The 16,445-nt window shown below is 59.7% G+C and carries 12 protein-coding genes; 9 read left to right on the top strand and 3 right to left on the bottom strand.

All coding sequences use genetic code 11. The features are described from left to right. Nucleotide 1: 1 nt before the first annotated feature. Both dtd and HJ583_RS09795 read right to left on the bottom strand, forming a co-directional pair. On the bottom strand, nucleotides 2-439 hold the full coding sequence (gene dtd / locus HJ583_RS09800) for a D-aminoacyl-tRNA deacylase (RefSeq protein ID WP_170021745.1): 438 nt from the start codon (nucleotides 437-439) through the stop codon (nucleotides 2-4). Then, a complete protein-coding gene (locus tag HJ583_RS09795) occupies nucleotides 436-963 on the bottom strand; it encodes a gamma carbonic anhydrase family protein (protein WP_170021744.1) in 528 nt (175 codons plus the stop codon). The genes dtd and HJ583_RS09795 overlap by 4 nt, the downstream gene beginning before the upstream one ends. A gap of 305 nt (nucleotides 964-1,268) precedes the next feature. Between HJ583_RS09795 and HJ583_RS09790 the strand changes: the two genes are divergently transcribed. The 9 genes from HJ583_RS09790 (at nucleotide 1,269) to HJ583_RS09750 (ending at nucleotide 13,860) form a co-directional block, all read left to right on the top strand. Then, nucleotides 1,269-1,673 (top strand): pilin, encoded by a 405-nt coding sequence (locus HJ583_RS09790; RefSeq protein WP_170021743.1) that lies wholly within the window; start codon nucleotides 1,269-1,271, stop codon nucleotides 1,671-1,673. An 87-nt stretch (nucleotides 1,674-1,760) separates the two neighbouring features. Continuing rightward, nucleotides 1,761-3,650: a hypothetical protein gene (locus tag HJ583_RS09785; RefSeq protein WP_170021742.1), complete on the top strand. Its 1,890-nt coding sequence runs from the start codon at nucleotides 1,761-1,763 to the stop codon at nucleotides 3,648-3,650. Between the two features lie 60 nt (nucleotides 3,651-3,710). Further along, nucleotides 3,711-4,121: a GtrA family protein gene (locus tag HJ583_RS09780; RefSeq protein ID WP_170021741.1), complete on the top strand. Its 411-nt coding sequence runs from the start codon at nucleotides 3,711-3,713 to the stop codon at nucleotides 4,119-4,121. Between the two features lie 7 nt (nucleotides 4,122-4,128). Then, nucleotides 4,129-5,709 (top strand): NAD(P)/FAD-dependent oxidoreductase, encoded by a 1,581-nt coding sequence (locus HJ583_RS09775; RefSeq protein ID WP_170021740.1) that lies wholly within the window; start codon nucleotides 4,129-4,131, stop codon nucleotides 5,707-5,709. Nucleotides 5,710-6,308: 599 nt separating this feature from the next. After that, nucleotides 6,309-7,820, top strand: a complete 1,512-nt coding sequence (locus HJ583_RS09770; RefSeq protein WP_170021739.1) for an O-antigen ligase family protein — start codon at nucleotides 6,309-6,311, stop codon at nucleotides 7,818-7,820. Between the two features lie 181 nt (nucleotides 7,821-8,001). Next, nucleotides 8,002-9,108, top strand: a complete 1,107-nt coding sequence (locus HJ583_RS09765; protein WP_170021738.1) for a glycosyltransferase — start codon at nucleotides 8,002-8,004, stop codon at nucleotides 9,106-9,108. Then, nucleotides 9,105-10,520, top strand: coding sequence for an oligosaccharide flippase family protein (locus tag HJ583_RS09760; RefSeq protein ID WP_170021737.1), 1,416 nt, complete (start codon nucleotides 9,105-9,107; stop codon nucleotides 10,518-10,520). Before HJ583_RS09765 ends, HJ583_RS09760 begins: the two co-directional genes overlap by 4 nt. Continuing rightward, nucleotides 10,517-11,644 carry a glycosyltransferase family 4 protein gene (locus HJ583_RS09755; protein ID WP_170021736.1) on the top strand — a complete coding sequence of 376 codons (1,128 nt, stop codon included), beginning with the start codon at nucleotides 10,517-10,519 and terminating at the stop codon, nucleotides 11,642-11,644. Before HJ583_RS09760 ends, HJ583_RS09755 begins: the two co-directional genes overlap by 4 nt. Beyond that, nucleotides 11,641-13,860 carry a glycosyltransferase gene (locus HJ583_RS09750; protein WP_170021735.1) on the top strand — a complete coding sequence of 740 codons (2,220 nt, stop codon included), beginning with the start codon at nucleotides 11,641-11,643 and terminating at the stop codon, nucleotides 13,858-13,860. Before HJ583_RS09755 ends, HJ583_RS09750 begins: the two co-directional genes overlap by 4 nt. 188 nt (nucleotides 13,861-14,048) lie before the next feature. Here the strand turns inward: HJ583_RS09750 and HJ583_RS09745 are convergent, their stop codons facing one another. Further along, nucleotides 14,049-16,292 (bottom strand): arginine/lysine/ornithine decarboxylase, encoded by a 2,244-nt coding sequence (locus tag HJ583_RS09745; RefSeq protein WP_170021734.1) that lies wholly within the window; start codon nucleotides 16,290-16,292, stop codon nucleotides 14,049-14,051. Between the last annotated feature and the right edge of the window lie 153 nt (nucleotides 16,293-16,445).

Genomic DNA, 16,445 nt, shown 5'->3' with positions numbered 1-16,445 from the left:
ATCACACCTCCAGCCAGAAAGTCACGGGTCCATCATTGACCAGACTGACTTGCATATCGGCACCAAACTCACCTGTCGCCACATCCGGATGAGCTGTGCGGGCGAGTTCCACGAAATGATCGAAGAGCTCGCGTGCTTCCTCAGGCGGGGCGGCTGGCGTAAAGCTTGGCCGCGTGCCTTTCTTGGTGTCGGCCGCAAGCGTGAATTGGGAAACCAGCAGCAGGCCACCGACGGTGTCGCTGAGCGAGCGATTCATGCGTCCAGAGTCGTCACCGAACACGCGATAAGCGAGCAGCTTGTCCAGCAGGCGGCGCGCGCTGTTTGCGTCATCTGCTCGCTGAATGCCGATCAGGGCGAGCAGTCCTGGGCCGATTTCACCTGTCAGGCGGTTTTCAACATGAACCGAGGCCGAACGGACTCGCTGAATCAGCGCAATCATTCGTCGATCCGGCGCAGACCTTTGCGAAAGCGGGCTGCGTTCTCAACGTAATGGGCGGCTCCTGCTTCGATGCGGGCCACTTCCTCGTCCGTCAGCTCGCGAATGATCCGCCCGGGCGTTCCCACTACGAGCGAGCGATCAGGAATCACCTTGCCCTCAGGAATCAGTGCCTTGGCGCCGATCAGGCAATGCTTGCCGATTACCGCGCGGTTGAGGATCACGGCGTTCATGCCGATCAGGGTCCCGTCACCCACGGTGCAGCCATGCAGCATGGCCATGTGGCCGACTGACACGTTCTTGCCGATCGTGAGCGGAATTCCTTCGTCGGTATGCAGGATCGCGCCATCCTGAATGTTGGAGTTCGCCCCCACCGTGATCGGCTCGTTGTCGCCACGTAGGATGGCGTTGAACCACACGCTTACGCGCTCCCCTAATTTGCTTCGGCCGATCACTTGGGCCGAATCGGCGACCCATGCATCCTTGCTGAGTTCTGGTTTCTGGTCATCCAGGGCGAAAACTGCCATTTCGGAGATCCTTGATTTATCTATGCTTGCTGCGCTGCAGCCAGCCGCAATCATATCAGCGCCAACGCCTTGGACGGCATGATTGGCGGTATTCAACAAGCCCAAGCTGACGCCTAGCGGAGGCTAACTGACGAAATTTGTCATCTGGAAAGATTGGAAGATAGTGTTGATATGCCTTTGGTGTTGTGGGTGATTTTTTAGTTGTATGATTTTGTTGATGATTTTTTATTTTTATTCGAGTTGGCATGAAGCTGGCTTGTAGAGGCTAGCGGAATCCCTCCGTATTCTTCCTCAAGGAGATCACTATGAAGCGTATTCAACAGGGCTTTACCCTGATCGAACTGATGATCGTTGTTGCGATCATCGGTATCCTGGCTGCGGTCGCACTGCCGGCTTACCAGGATTACACCAACAAGGCCAAGGTTTCTGAAATTGTGCTGGCTGCGAGCTCCGCACGTACCTGCGTGACTGAAATCGTTCAATCGACCGGCGCCAGTAATCTGGATTCTTGTGCCAGCAGCTTTTCATCGACCAAGTATGTTGGTAGTTTGACTGTTGGCGCCACGGACGGCATTGTGACCGCATCGGGCCAAGGCTTGGCGGAGGCGGTTACTATTACGCTGACCCCGACGATCAGCGGAAGTACGATTTCGCAGTGGGTATGTTCGGGTACTCCCACCAAGTGGATGCCGGGCTCTTGCCGCGGCTAAGCTTGATGTGAGAAAAGAAGGCGGCTTCGGCCGCCTTTCTTTTTGACAGTGCCAATCGGCGCGTAGCGTCTTTATTTTTAGCTAATCATGTCAAAGCTTACCGTGCTCCCCCGCCTTGCCGGGCTTCTGTTGCTTGCCTTGTTGCTGGTCTATCTGCATCCTTATCATGGACTCCGGCACGATTCGATTTTGTATCTGGGGCAGGCCCTGTTGCGAGCACGGCCGGATGAGTTTGGTCTGGATCTATTTTTTGCTTTTGGTAGCCAGGCAAGCTTTACGCTGTTTCCGGATTTCGTGGCGTTTTTGTTACAGGCGACTGGGGTCTCTGCTCCGGTGTTATTCATGTGGCTGACTGCTGCTTCCAGCCTGTGCTTTCTGTTGGCCTCTGGTTTGCTGGTGCGTCGCCTTTTTCCTGAGACTTTCCATTTCTGGGTCTTGCTGGCCTTGTTGGTGATGCCAGCCGGCTATGGTGGTCATAAGATATTTGCTTATCTGGAACCATTTTTTACCGCCCGCTCCGTAGCCGAGCCTTTGGTGTTGTTGGCTCTGGCGCTCTGGTTCGGAAATCGGCGGGTATGGGCCTTGATGGCTTGGATGCTGGCGGCGGTTTGTCATCCCTTGCAAGCTTTGCCTGCCGTTTTGCTGGTTTGGCTGGATCTGGTGCTTGCCGACCGGCGCTGGTTGCATCTGCTTTGGCCGGGGGTGTTGTTGTTTGCGCTGGGCTTGATGGGATGGGCGCCGGCGGGGAAGTTGGTACAGGTGTATGACGAACAGTGGTTTAAGTGGATTGTTGTACCCAGTCCCCATCTTTTTGTTTTTTCCTGGCAGCCTGATGCGTATGCTTATTTGCTGCTTGATTTGTTTGTGGCGTTTTTAACTTGGCAGCGAGCCTCATCGGAATTGATGTCGCGTTTTGCCCGTTCCGTCTTGTTGGCGACTGGCGTAGCTTTTGTAGCGTCTGCTGTGTTGGCTGATGGTCTTCACTTGGTCTTGCCAACTAGCCTGCAGTTGTGGCGGATGCATTGGATTCTTCACTGGTTTGCCATGGCGGCAGCGCCTTGGTTGTTGATTAGCTCTGTCCGGCTTGAGGGCGGGCGTTCACTGCGAACCCTGTTGTTATTGGCGTGTCTGGCTTTTGGCGTGCAAACCGGTGGCTTAGGGATTTCGCCCTTTGTTGTTCCGATTTTGATGTTGTTGTATTTGTTCTTGCCCCGCATTGAAGGAAAAATCAGCGCTAGTATCCAGAAACTGCTCTTTGCGGTGGTTGTTGGGGTGATTTTTTTGGGAGTACTCAAGTTTTCTTACGGGATTTTTCTGCTTTCCGAGAAATATGGTGGAGACCGATCACATTTCCGGGAGGAGTTTGTGCTCTTGAGTTTCCCTTTGATCGCGGTGACGTTGATGGCAGGGGGGGTAGCCCTGTGGCGTCATATAGTCAAGATTCGCGCGTTTTTAATTTTTTTTCTAGTCTTGGGTTTGTTGTATGCATTTCAGAGTTGGGATCGGAGAACCGTGTGGACTCAATACATTGAATCCGCTCAAAATTCAGAAAATATTTTTGGCGTGGAAATTGAACCGGGTGCTCAGGTTTTTTGGGATGGGGAGTTGTTGGCTCCGTGGCTTATTTTGAATCGCCCCGTGTATTTTGATGGTCAGCAAACAGCGGGTTTGGCGTTTAGTCGCGGTACGGCTGAGGAAGCATATAAACGAAAAGATGTAATGGAGATTGTCCAAGTTCAGCGGCAAATTTGCAGTGTGGTTAATTCATTGCAAGGGGAGCAATCACATTGCCGGATTGATAATGATGTAGTGGCGGATGCGTGCCGTAAGTCTGAAGGTAAGTTGGGTTATTTGGTTCTGGATGATGCATTGAATGCGCCTGCGATTGGTTCGTGGAAAATCAAAGGCGGAATGGTTAAAGATAAAAACATGACTTATTATCTTTATCGATGTAAAGACTTTGTTGGTAAGTATTGATATTTGCTTCGGTGTTTGGCGTTTGGCTTATAAGAATTGTGAATTTTTTTACGGATTTATATGGAAACCTCTTTGAAGCTTGATGGTTCTGAGTTTCGCTTGCTGCGTGAATTCTTCAGCTACTTGCTGGTCGGCGGTCTGGCTTTTGCCGTCGACTATGGCGTGCTGTGGCTGGCCCTGAATCTGGGCCTGCACTATGCCGTCGCCACACTACTAGGCTTCTGCGCCGGCCTCGCGACCAACTACCTGCTGTGCATCACCTGGGTCTGGCGCGGCACCCGTGCTACCACGCTGCGCGATTTCATCGTGTTCACAGTGATCGGCATCGGCGGCCTGCTGCTGACTCTGCTGCTGATGTGGCTGGCGGTCGATATCGCCCAACTGAGCCCGAAACTCACCAAACCCTTTATCGCCGGCCTGGTGCTGGTGTGGAACTTCGGCCTGCGCCGCTTGTTCGTTTTCTTCCGCTGAGCCTGACATGAAAAAAACCGCCCTCATCATTGGCGCTGGCCCGGCCGGTCTGACCGCCGCCTTCGAATTCCTGTCGCAAGGCAGCGACATCCAGCCCATCATCCTTGAAGCCACCGACCGCATCGGCGGCATCTCCTGCACCATCAACTTCAAGGGCAACCGCATCGATATCGGCGGCCATCGCTTCTTCTCCAAGAATGACGCCGTGATGGACTGGTGGGCCGCCCGCATGCCGTTGCAAGGCGCTCCTTCGCGCGACGATGCCTTGCTCGGCAAGGAAAAACCCTGGGCGAAAGACGGTCCCAATCCGGAAAACGTGGACCGCGTAATGCTGATCCGCGAGCGCATCTCGCGCATCTTCTACCTGCGCAAATTCTTCGATTACCCGATTTCGCTGAAGGCCCAGACCGTGCTGAATCTGGGCATCTTCCGCACCATGGTGGCGGGCTTCGGCTACATCGGCGCACAAATCTTCAAGCGCCCGAAGGAAGACTCGCTCGAAGACTTCCTCATCAACCGCTTCGGCAAGCCGCTCTACCGCATGTTCTTCGAGGACTACACAGAGAAGGTCTGGGGCGTGCATCCGCGCAAGATCTCCTCGGAATGGGGTGCTCAGCGCATCAAGGGGCTCTCGCTCTCGAAGGCCGTGTTTGCCGCACTGAAAAAACTTCTGCCCGGCGGCAAGGATCAGGATCTGCGCCAGAAGAAGACCGAGACTTCGCTAATCGAGCAATTCTTCTACCCCAAGCTCGGCCCGGGCCAGCTGTGGGAATGCGTGGCGGACGACATCCGCAAGATGGGCGGCCAGATCCTGATGCGCTACAAGGTGAGCGGCATCGAGGTTGAAGGCGGCAAGATCATTGCCGTGACCGCCGAGTGCGATGGCGTGAAGCAGCGCTTCGAATGCGACCTGTGTCTCTCCACCATGCCAATCAAGGATCTGGTGGCCAGCCTCAGCGGTGACGCCGTCAGCGCCGATGTGCAGCGCATCGCCCGCGACCTTCCCTACCGCGACTTCATGACCGTCGGCGTGCTGGCCAAGAAGCTGCGGATCCGCAACGAAACCGCGATCAAGACCGTGGGCGACATCGTGCCGGACACCTGGATCTACATCCAGGAGCGCGACGTGAAACTGTGCCGCCTGCAGATCTTCAACAACTGGTCGCCCTACATGGTGGCGGATCCGGAAAATGCCTGGATCGGCCTCGAATACATGTGTTCGGATCAGGATGAAATCTGGAAGATGAGCGATGCGGACTTCATCGAGTACGCCGTGCAGGAACTGATCAAGATCGACATCCTCGATCGTGAAGACATCCTCGACACCTGCCGGATCCACATCGAGAAAGCCTACCCGGCCTACTTCGGCAGCTACGGCGAATTCGACACCTTGCGCGCCCACCTCGATGCAATCAGCAACCTGTATTGCCTCGGTCGCAACGGCCAGCACCGCTACAACAATCAGGACCACTCCATGCTCACCGCCATCGAGGCAGTCCGCAACATCCGCGAGGGCATCACCAGCCGCAAGGCCCTGTGGGAGGTGAATACCGAGCAGGAGTATCACGAGACTAAAAAAACGGCCTGAAGAGTAGAGGCGTTCATCGACAGATTCCGTCAATATGTGCGCAATCGCTGCGATCTGTGCTCTCTATGCCAGCGGGGGACTACACACAGCAGAAACTTGCTGTGGCCTTCGGGCTTCTATTACGCAAGAATTGGTCAGATTGTTGCTGAGGCGGAAAATTTGTTACGCAAGATTTCTGGCTCAGTTTGGTTGGAAGATCACGCCAAGCGATGACTTTGTTACTTTCCAGATTGTAGCTTTGCGTGCCGTCCCAAATAATTCGTCCGGACGCGGCGAGTCCGTGCGCTAATGCGTGCTATTTGTTCGCGCCGCGTAAGCAGTCGCTGGCAAAGGTTACGCCCGGTTTGATTTCGATGCGAAGCCTTGTGCGATTTTCTTGTGAGCGGGTTTCGTGGATGAATTGGATGGGCTTTGATGTGTTGCACAGATTTTCCGGGGCTTTGATTTTTTTTGGTCTGTCCGCGCCGACCTTGTTGAGCCTTCATCACAACCCGCAAACCGTGGCGTATGCGGAGTGGCTTGCCGCGTTGGCTGCAGGTTTGGGTTTCGGTGTCTGGGCGCAGCCTTCAGCGCCAGGCCTGCGGCTGCGGAGCAGCTGGGTGTTTGGCTTGGGTTTGTGTGCGGTGCTGGCGATGGTTTTCTGGCCGGCGGGTCATTCAGCTGGCTATGCGATCTATTGGGCTGTGTTTCTGCTGTGTCTGGTGCTGGGCTTGTCTGGCAGAGCGGAGGCTGAAGGGGCTCTTGGCGATAGGGTGGCGACTGGTCTGCTGGTATGTGCTGTTTTGCAGTCGATTGCGGCGCTGGTCCAACTTGCGAATTGGCCTTCCGCCGGTCTGGTGTTGCCGAAGATGTATCTGCAGGCCTTCGGCAATATCGGCCAGGCCAATCACTATGCGGATCTGGTGTTTCTTGGGCTGGGCTCGCTGTGTTTCCTGCATGCGCGCAAGCTCCTGAACGTTTGGTGGATGATCGGGCTGGCTGCCTGGCTGAGCTTGGCGGCAGCGGCTTCGGCGTCGCGAAGTGTCTGGCTCTATACCTTTGTATTCGCATTTTTGGGCGCTTGGGCGCAATGGCGTGGCGGTGATGAAGCGCGCCGTGTTGGGCGGGCTTTGCTGGTGGTGGTGCTGTGTTCGGTTGTTGCCCAGTTGCTGGTGGCTTACGGCAACATTCTGGATGTGTTCGGGGTGACGTCTTCGCTCGAGCGTGCGGGGGATGCCGGCTCGAACGGGCAACGGCTGTATAACTGGCAGGCAGCCTGGCTGGCGATTCAGGAACATCCTTGGTTGGGGCAGGGGCCGGGCTCGTTCTACAAGGCGTCCATCGATGCGATGTTCCTTACTCCGCCCGAGAAATTTCCGAAGTTTGCCGAGCATGCGCATAACTTGCCGCTGAATCTGGCGGTGGAGTTTGGAGTGCCCGTCGCCTTGCTGGTGACGGGGGCGATTGCCTGGTGGTTCATTCGTCATCTGCGGCGTGCGCCTACGCCGACCAGCGTATGGTGTCTGGCCGTAGTGGGGGTGATTGGTGCGCATAGCATGGTGGAGTACCCGCTCTGGTACACCTATTTCCTGATTCCTTTCGGCTTGTGCATGGGGATTGCGGATGCTGAGGATGAGAGCCTGCGGGTAGTACGGATTCCGCGCTGGGTAGGGGTCTCGGTTTCCGTTGTTGGTTTGGGCGTGCTGACATGGATTGCGCATGATTGGTTTGCAGTGCGTGAAGCCTATGTGCGGCTGGGCTCAGAAGAGCCGAACACTTCAATGGCGACGCGAGAGGCGGCGCGCGCCGAACTCGACAAGGTGTCACGCTTTTCTGTGTTTGCCTTGCATGCGGAGAGCTTGCGTTTGCAGAGCTGGCATCCAGATGAGCCGGGTGCGGCGCAGATTGCTGAGCGTTGTGACGCGCATTGGCACTACAAACCGGGCTGGTACATGATGATGCGCTGCGGCGAGGCTTATGCGGTGACGCAGAAAACTGCTTCGCTGGATCGTTTGGCGGTGGCTTTGTGTGATGGCTTTTCCTATCATCGTCCGGCCTTGCGCGAGTGGGCTCAGGGCTTTGATGCGCAGGACCTGCCCGGACTGAAGCTTGCCGGGCGCAGCTGTCTTTGATCGCCGACTATTTTCCATCGGTTTGACACTCGCGACTTTTCGGGTCGCGCTTGAATACTGTCTGATGCTCGCTTCTCCATATCGCCTTCATTCCGGACTGGAATGAAGGGCGGGGCGCGGGCTGACGGTATACTGCGCGCTTCCCTTCGCGTGGCCGGCTTTTGCCGGAATCTCTTCCGGCATGAAACTCCTGCTTGTAATCCCGACAGTGCATGGCGGTGGCGCAGAGCAGGTGGCTGCAATCCTGGCGCGCGAATGGTCTCGCGTGCACCAGTTGCGGGTCGTGGCCTGGCATGTGGGGGCTGAACGTTTCGATTTCGGGGTTCCGATCGAGGACCTGCGGCTTCCGGCTCAGAACGGCTTGCTGGCGAAGTTGCGAGCCTTTCGGTTGCGCGTGCAGGCGATTGCCGAGATCGAACGCGGCTGGCAAGCGGACGCAGTGCTGGCGTTCATGGATGAGGCCGGATTGGCCTGTACGCTGGCTGCCTTGCAAGGGGGCTGGTGCCAGCGCCTGATCGTGAGCATGCATCACAATCCCTTGTGGCTGGGGCGCGCGCGCCGCGTGCTGATGGCTTGTTGCTATCGGTGGCCGGCTGCGGTGGTCGGCGTGTCGCAAGGCGTCAAAGTCGAGATGGCGCGCAGCATGCGGCTGCCGCTTGAGCGCTTGCACAGCATTCCCAATCCGCTGGCCGTAACAGCGCCTGAATATGTGCTGGCACACAGTACGATGGCGGATAGCTTTGACACGGGATTTACGCTCTTTGCCGGTCGCCTGGATCGTCATACCAAGGGGCTGGATATCCTGTTGGCGGCTCACGCAGCGCTGCCACGTTCGCGGCCGCCATTGCTGATTGTTGGCGATGGACCTGATCGGGACTGGCTGGCGGCGGAGATCATCCGGCAGGGTTTGCAGGATGTGCATTGCATGGGGTGGCAGGCGGACTTGCAGCCCTTCTATCGTCGCGCGGGTTTGCTGGTAGTGAGTTCGCGTTTCGAAGGCTGGTCCAATGTGCTGATGGAAGCCATGGGGGCGGGCTGCCCTGTGGTGTCGACGGATTGCCCTTACGGTCCGGCCGAGATTCTCGGGTCGGCGTTTCACGCTCAGTTGAGCCCGGTTGAGGATGTGCCTGCGTTGTCGGCGAATATGGCGCGCGTGCTGGCCTTACCGGAAGCTGAGCGGAAAGCGCTTGGGGAGGCCCTGCGTGAGCGCGCATTGACGTTTGCCGCGCCACTTGTTGCGCAGCGCTGGATTGAGTTGGTGCGCAGCCTGCCGGGAGTTGTGCGATGAGTCTGCGCGCTTCGGCCGCCTATATCGCGACACGTATCGCGTCAGGCGCTCTGGCGATGCTGACCCTGGCGCTGGTGGTGCGCGGGTTGGGGCCCGAGCGGTATGGGCAGCTGACCCTGGCACTGGCTGCTGCAGCCGCTGTGACGCTGGTGTTGTTCAATCCGATCAACGCGAGCCTGGCACGGTTTTACGCTGAGGCAGATCGACGCGAGGCCTTGCTTCGACTGCTGCGGCGAACAATGCTGGGCTCGGGGCTGTTGCTGATCTGCGTGGCGTGGGGGCTGGACGCGCTTGGCCACTCGCCGTTTGCGCCCTGGCTGCTGTCGCTGGCCGCCTGTATGGCGCTCGCGCAGGGCATGTTCGATTTTTCCGGGCAGTACCTGGCCGCTGCCCAGCGTAGCGCCCGTTACTCGCTGCAGTTTGTGAGCAAGGCCTTGATGGCTTGCGTGTTCTGTGTGCTCGCCTTGCAGATCGCAGGCGGTGCTCAGGCCGTGCTGGTGGCCATGACGATGGCTTTTCTGTTGGCCGCCTTGCTGGCAGGGGAGGTTTGGCGGCCTGCCGCGATCGCGCCCGACATTCCAGGCGATCCCGGCTTGCGAGGCGATTTGCTGGCCTTCGGCGGCCCGCTGCTGCTGACTTCCTTGCTGGGTTACCTGCTGTTGTGGGGGGACCGCTATGTGCTGGAGCGCCTGGTGCCGCTGGCCGAGCTGGGCCGCTACAGCGCGGTGATGGATCTGGCCCAGCAAACGCTGGGGCTGATCTTCAGCGGTTTGTGTACTGCCTGGTATCCGCGTCTGGTACAGGCCTGGGGGCGTGGCGAGGGCAGCGAAGCGCAAAGGCTTTATGAGCGTTACGGTGCGCTCGGTCTGGCGATCAGCCTGCCGGCAGGGCTTGGCTTTGCCTTGATTCTGCCGGATGTGCTGCCGCTCTTGTACGGCGAGGCTTTCGCGAGCCTGCCGCCAGCGCTGCTGGCGCTGGTGAGTGCAGCGGCGGTGATGGCCGGGGTGAAGGCCTACTACTTTGATCAGCCGCTGCTGCTGGCCAAGCGCGTGTGGTGGCACGCCGCTAGCATCGGATTATCGGCAGGAGGCGGGCTTGTGCTGGCCTGGCTGCTGGTGCCCGAAATGGGGACGCCCGGCACTGCACTGGGTTTGCTGCTGGGTCAGTGTGCCGGGGCTGTGGTGAGTTTGTGGGCCGGGCGCGGGGTTTTACGGCCGCGTATTCCTTTTGGACTGTGCTGGCCTCCTGTGTGTGCGGCAATCCTGATGGGAGGGCTGCTGTGGATATGGCCGGCGGCGAGCTGGTTGGCCGTGCTGAGCAAGATCATGGCGGCGGCGGGCGTATATGGTGGCGCGATGCTGATGACTGATTTCGATGGAGTGCGCAGCCGCTGGCGGCGCAGGCTGGCATGAAGATTGTGCTGTTCGCGAATACGGACTGGTTCCTCTACAACTTCAAGCTCTCATTGGCAAAGGCTCTGCGCGCGCGGGGTGATGAGGTCTTGCTGCTGTCGCCCCCCGGGGATTACGGCCCGCGCTTGCGCGAACTCGGTTTTCGCTGGGAGCCGCTGCCTGTTTCGCGTAGTGGCGTGAATCCGCTGGCCGAACTGGCCGTGATCCGCCGGATTGCTCGCCTGTATCGCGAGGAGCAGCCTGATCTGGTTCATCACTTCACGATCAAGTGCGTGATCTATGGCAGTTTCGCTGCGCGTCAGGCAGGGATAGCGGGCATCGTCAATTCGGTGACCGGCCTGGGCTTTGCGCTGTTGGCGGATACGCTCAAGGCGCGCCTGATCAGGCCGGTAGTGCTTGGCCTTTACCGCCTGGCCCTGCGTGGCACGGAGGTGATTTTCCAGAATCGGGACAATCGCGACACCCTCGCCGGCTACGGCGTACTAGCGAAAAGTGGCGTGCAAGTGATTGCTGGTGATGGCATCGATACGGCCCACTTCGAACCTGCCCCGTGCGTGGCGCGACAGACAACGGTGTTGATGATGGCCCGCCTGCTGCATTCCAAAGGGATTGCCGATTTTGTCGCAGCGGCGCAGCGGGTGCGCCAAGTGCGGCCGGATGTTCGCTTTCTGTTGGCGGGGGCTCCGGATCCGGGTAATCCGGAGAGCGTGACGGAAGCCGAGCTGACAAGCTGGCGAGCGAGCAATGCAGTGGAGTTTCTGGGTCAGCGCAGCGATGTGCTGGCCCTGAACCAGTCTGCGAGCATTGTGGTGCTGGCCAGCACGCAGGGCGAAGGCATTCCGCGCGCCTTGCTGGAAGGCGCGGCCTGTGGCGTGCCGATGGTGGCGACCGATGTGCCAGGCTGTCGCGATGTAGTTGTGGACGACGAAACCGGGTATCTAGTCCCTCCCGCCGAAGGCGAGCGGCTGGCTGAGGCCTTGCTCGATTTGCTGCAGGACGAGGCGAAACGTCATCGCATGGGCGAAGCGGCGCGTCGGCATGTGGAAGCGAATTTTTCGGATCAGGTGGTGATCGCCCAGACCCTGGCGGTGTACGCCCGCGCAGCCGGGAGGGCGAGCGCATGAGCCTGGTCGTGATCCTCACCGCCTTTGTACTGACGGCGCTGGGCTGCCGCTGGCTGGCGCAGCATGCCGCACGTTTGCGCCTGATCGATATGCCGGACGCGCGCAAGCAGCATGGCGCGCCGATACCCGTGGTGGGGGGGCTGGCCGTCCTGATCGGTTTTGTGCTGGCTTGCGCGCTGGCGGGGCGGCTGGGCGTCCTGACCGAGGTGGCTGGGCCGCTCTTGCTGATGCTGGTGATCGGGCTGGTGGATGACGCGCGCAATCTCTCGGCGCGTTTCAAGCTCCTGTGCCAGATCGTGGCGGCGGGCTGGCTGGTTTATGCTACGGGGGCCGCGCTTTACGCGATGCCGCTACCCTTCATGGCGGGCCATCTGGATCTGGGTTGGGCGGCCAAGCCGCTGACGGTGCTGATGATCGTGGCCGTGCTCAATGCGATCAACATGATTGATGGACTGGACGGGCTTGCCGGCGGCTGTCTCTCCATCGCCTCCCTGGCTCTGGCGCTTGCCGCCCAGGCGGTCGGGCGACCGGAGCTGGCGCAAGTAGCGGCAATCCTGTGCGCCGCGATGCTGGGTTTTCTGCTGTGGAATGCACGCTGGCCCTGGCAGGCACGCGCCAAGGTTTTCCTGGGCGATGCGGGCGCACTGGCGATCGGCATGCTGCTGTGCTGGCTGATCCTGACGCTCTCGTTGTCCTGGCAGGGCTTTGCGGTGCAGCGCGTGCCCTTGACGGTGGTGCTGGCCCCGGTGGCGGTGCCGGTCATCGACTTGTTTGTGGTGGCTTTCTGGCGCGCGGCCGAGGGCCGCAACCCCATGCAGGCCGATCGTGGTCACTCTCACCACTTGTTGCTGGAAATGGGCCTTTCGACAGTCGGAGCGGTGCGCCTGCTGTGGCTCGCAGCAGCCCTGATTGCGCTGACGACTTTCGCAGCCTGGCGCGCAGGTGTGCAGGAGGGGCGACTGCTTGGGGTCCTGCTGGCCGGTTCGCTGGCCTATCTGGTGTGGTTCAGGTTGAGCTGGTTGAAAGTGCGAAAGAACACCGGCGCCTCTGCCTCTGGTCGCGAGCATTCGTTGCCAGAGGCTACGCCCGCTGCTATGCCGCGACGGGTGTTGTTCGTCACCAGTGGCCTCGGTGTCGGCGGTGCCGAGCGGGCGCTGGAGCGCCTGTTGCCCGGTTTGCAGGCGCAGGGCTTGAGTGTGGCAGTGGTGTCGCTGCGTGAGCCGCAAGCGGTGGGGCAAAGTCTTCGGGCATTGGGCGTCGAAGTATTTGAATTGGGCATGGCGCCTTCGCGCCCGACGCCAATGGGGCTGTGGCGCTTATGGGGTGTCGTGCGCACGTTCCGGCCGGATGTGATCCAGGGCTGGATGTATCACGGCAACCTTGCTGCGCAGGTTGCGCGCCTGGCTGTGCCGCGTGCGGCAGTGGTGCTCGGCATCCATCAGACGCTGGCGCGCCCGGAACTGGAAAGCCGGGCGACACGTGTGGTGATCCGCTGCGATGCGCTGCTGTCACGCTTTGCAGCGAAGATCTTGTACGTTGCGCAGGCTGCCGTGGCGCAGCATGAGGCAGCGGGGTATGCGCAGCGCGCCTTGGTACTGCCGAATGCTCTGGACACTGCCTTGTTTCGGCCAGACGCTGCCGCGCGCGCTGCGAGCCGGGCAATGCTTGGCGTGCAGGATGATGAGTTGCTGATCGCCATGATCGGCCGCCTGCATCCGGCCAAGAATCACGCCGGTTTTCTGCGTGCGGCGGCATGGGTGGCTGAGGCCTGGCCGGCGGCCCGCTTTCTGTGCGCCGGCCTGGGCGTGACGCCAAATAATCCGGCGCTCGCGCCATTGGTGGAGCAAGTCGCTTTGAAGGGCAAGGTTTTCCTGCTTGGGCCGCGCGAGGATGTGCCCGCTTTGCTGGCTGGGTGCGATCTGAGTGTGCTCAGCTCGATCCAGGAGGCGCTTCCGAATGCAGTCGCAGAAGCCATGAGTTGTGGCTTGCCTTGCGTGGTGACGAATGTGGGCGATGCGGGGCGCATGATCGGTGATACCGGCTGGTTGATCGAGCCCGGCGATGATGAGTTGCTTGCGCATGCGATCGAGTTGGCGCTTGGAGAGGGCCTGCCCGCTTTGCAGGCGCGCGGCCAGGCGGCACGCCAGCGAATCGAGCAGAACTTTGCTGTCGAGGCCGTCGCGACAAGGTATGTGCAGATGTACCGCAGCTTGTAAGAAGCAGTCCCCGATCTTGTCGGCTGCGGCTGCGGCTGCGGCAGAGCAGAGCAGGCTCTGCTAACCCCTGCCTCGCCCCTGCTGACGGCCTCTCGCTACAGATCGTGAACAGCTTCTAAGAGCGCTACGGACTTTCTTGAAATGCAAACGGGGCGCCGCAGCGCCCCGTTTTTTCGAACTGGCCGAGTTTATTTCTGTTTCACGCAATCCACGCAGTAGTGGATCTGGCCATCGCGCTGCTCCTTCACGAGCCCGTGGCAATCGCTCTCGAAGCCGGGGAAGCGCTCGTTGAATTCGCGCACGAACTTCAGGTAATCGACGATGGTCTTGTTGAAGACTTCACCCGGAATCAGCAGCGGAATGCCCGGCGGGTAGGGCGTCAGCATGATGGCAGTGACGCGGCCTTCCAGTTTGTCGATGGCCACGCGTTCGATCTCGCGGTGGGCCATCATGGACCAGGCGTCGGTCGGGCGCATCGCTGGCACCATGTCCGAGAGATACATTTCGGTGGTGAGGCGGGCCACGTCGCGCGCCTTGTACACGTCATGGATCTGCTGGCACAGATCACGCAGGCCATGCCGTTCATACCGCGGATTCTTGACGATGAACTCCGGCATCACGCGCCACAGCGGCTGGTTCTGGTCGTAGGCATCCTTGAACTGCTGCAGTTCGGTCACCAGCGTGTTCCAGCGGCCCTTGGTGATGCCGATGGTGAACATGATGAAGAAGCTGTAGAGGCCGCACTTCTCGACGATGATGCCGTGTTCGGCCAGATACTTGGTAAGTACGGCGGCGGGGATGCCAGCTTCTGCGAAGTCGCCATCCACATCGAGCCCGGGGGTGATGATGGTGGCCTTGATCGGGTCAAGCATGTTGAAGCCTTCGGCGAGATTGCCGAAGCCGTGCCAGCGATCATTGGCCTTGAGCATCCAGTCTTCGCGCTCGCCCATGCCTTCTTCGGCGAGGTAGTCCGGGCCCCAGACCTTGAACCACCAGTCCGCACCCCATTCCTCGTCCACCTTGCGCATGGCGCGACGGAATTCCATGGCTTCGGCGATCGATTCTTCAACCAGGGCAGGGCCGCCGGGGGCGTCCATCATCTCGGCCGCGACGTCGCAGGAGGCGATGATCGAGTACTGCGGGCTGGTGGAGGTGTGCATCAGGTAGGCCTCGTTGAAGAGGTCTTTATCCAGCTTGCGGCTCTCTGAGTCCTGCACCAGGATCTGCGAGGCCTGCGAAAGGCCAGCCAGCAGCTTGTGGGTCGACTGAGTGGAGAACACCATCGATTCCTTGCAGCGCGGACGATCTTCGCCGATGGCGTGGTAGTCGCCATAGAAATCATGGAAGGCGGCGTGCGGCAGCCAGGCTTCGTCGAAGTGCAGAGTGTCGATCTTGCCGTCGAGCTCTTCCTTGATTTCCTCGACGTTGTAGAGCACGCCGTCATAGGTGCTCTGGGTGATCGTGAGCACGCGTGGCTTGGCATTTTTATCGAGCGCGAAGGGATTCTTGGCGATCTTCTTCTGGATGTTTTCCCACTTGAACTCGCTCTTCGGGATTGGCCCGATGATGCCGTAGTGGTTGCGCGTGGGCATCAGGAAGACCGGGATCGCCCCGGTCATGATGATGGAATGCAGGATCGACTTGTGGCAGTTGCGGTCCACCACCACCACATCTCCCGGGGCGACGGTTGAATTCCACACGATCTTGTTGGAAGTCGATGTCCCGTTGGTGACGAAGAACAGGTGGTCAGCGTGAAAAATGCGCGCGGCATTGCGTTCCGAGGCGGCTACCGGGCCGGTGTGATCCAGCAGCTGGCCGAGCTCTTCTACGGCGTTGCAGACGTCAGCGCGCAGCATGTTCTCGCCGAAGAACTGGTGGAACATCTGGCCCACCGGGCTCTTCAGGAAGGCCACGCCGCCGGAGTGGCCGGGGCAGTGCCAGGAATAGGAGCCGTCAGCTGCGTAATGAGTCAGGGCGCGGAAGAAGGGCGGGGCCAGCGAATCGAGATAGGCCTTGGCTTCGCGTTGCACGTAGCGCGCGATGAACTCAGGTGTGTCCTCGAACATGTGGATGAAACCGTGCAGCTCGCGCAGCACATCGTTCGGAATGTGGCGCGAGGTTCGCGTCTCGCCGTGCAGGAAGATCGGGATGTCGGCGTTGCGAAAGCGGATTTCTTCGACGAAGGCGCGCAGCTCGGCGATGGTTTCGTCGGCCTCTTCGGAGGTGAATTCCTCATCGTCGATCGACAGGATGAAGCCTGAGGCACGGCTCTGCTGCTGGGCAAAGGAGGAGAGGTCACCATAGCTGGTGACGCCCACGACCTCCATGCCCTCGGCCTCGATGGCCTTGGCGAGTGCTCGGATGCCGAAACCGGAGGTGTTTTCCGAGCGGAAGTCCTCGTCGATGATGATGATCGGGAAGTGGAAGCGCATGGCATTTCCTGTCTGGCTGGTGGCTGCTGAAGGAGCAGCCGCTGCCTTCATGTTAGGGCAGCAGGGTTACGGAATGGGTTTGGCAAGTACAAGGGGCCGCCAAGCATCAGCTTGCGGCCCCGTGAGCGTGTAGTCGGCGCTGGTCGATAGGCG

The organism is Uliginosibacterium aquaticum (genome assembly GCF_012972705.2).
Lineage (GTDB): Bacteria > Pseudomonadota > Gammaproteobacteria > Burkholderiales > Rhodocyclaceae > Uliginosibacterium > Uliginosibacterium aquaticum.
This window is presented reverse-complemented; position numbering and strand designations above follow the sequence as displayed.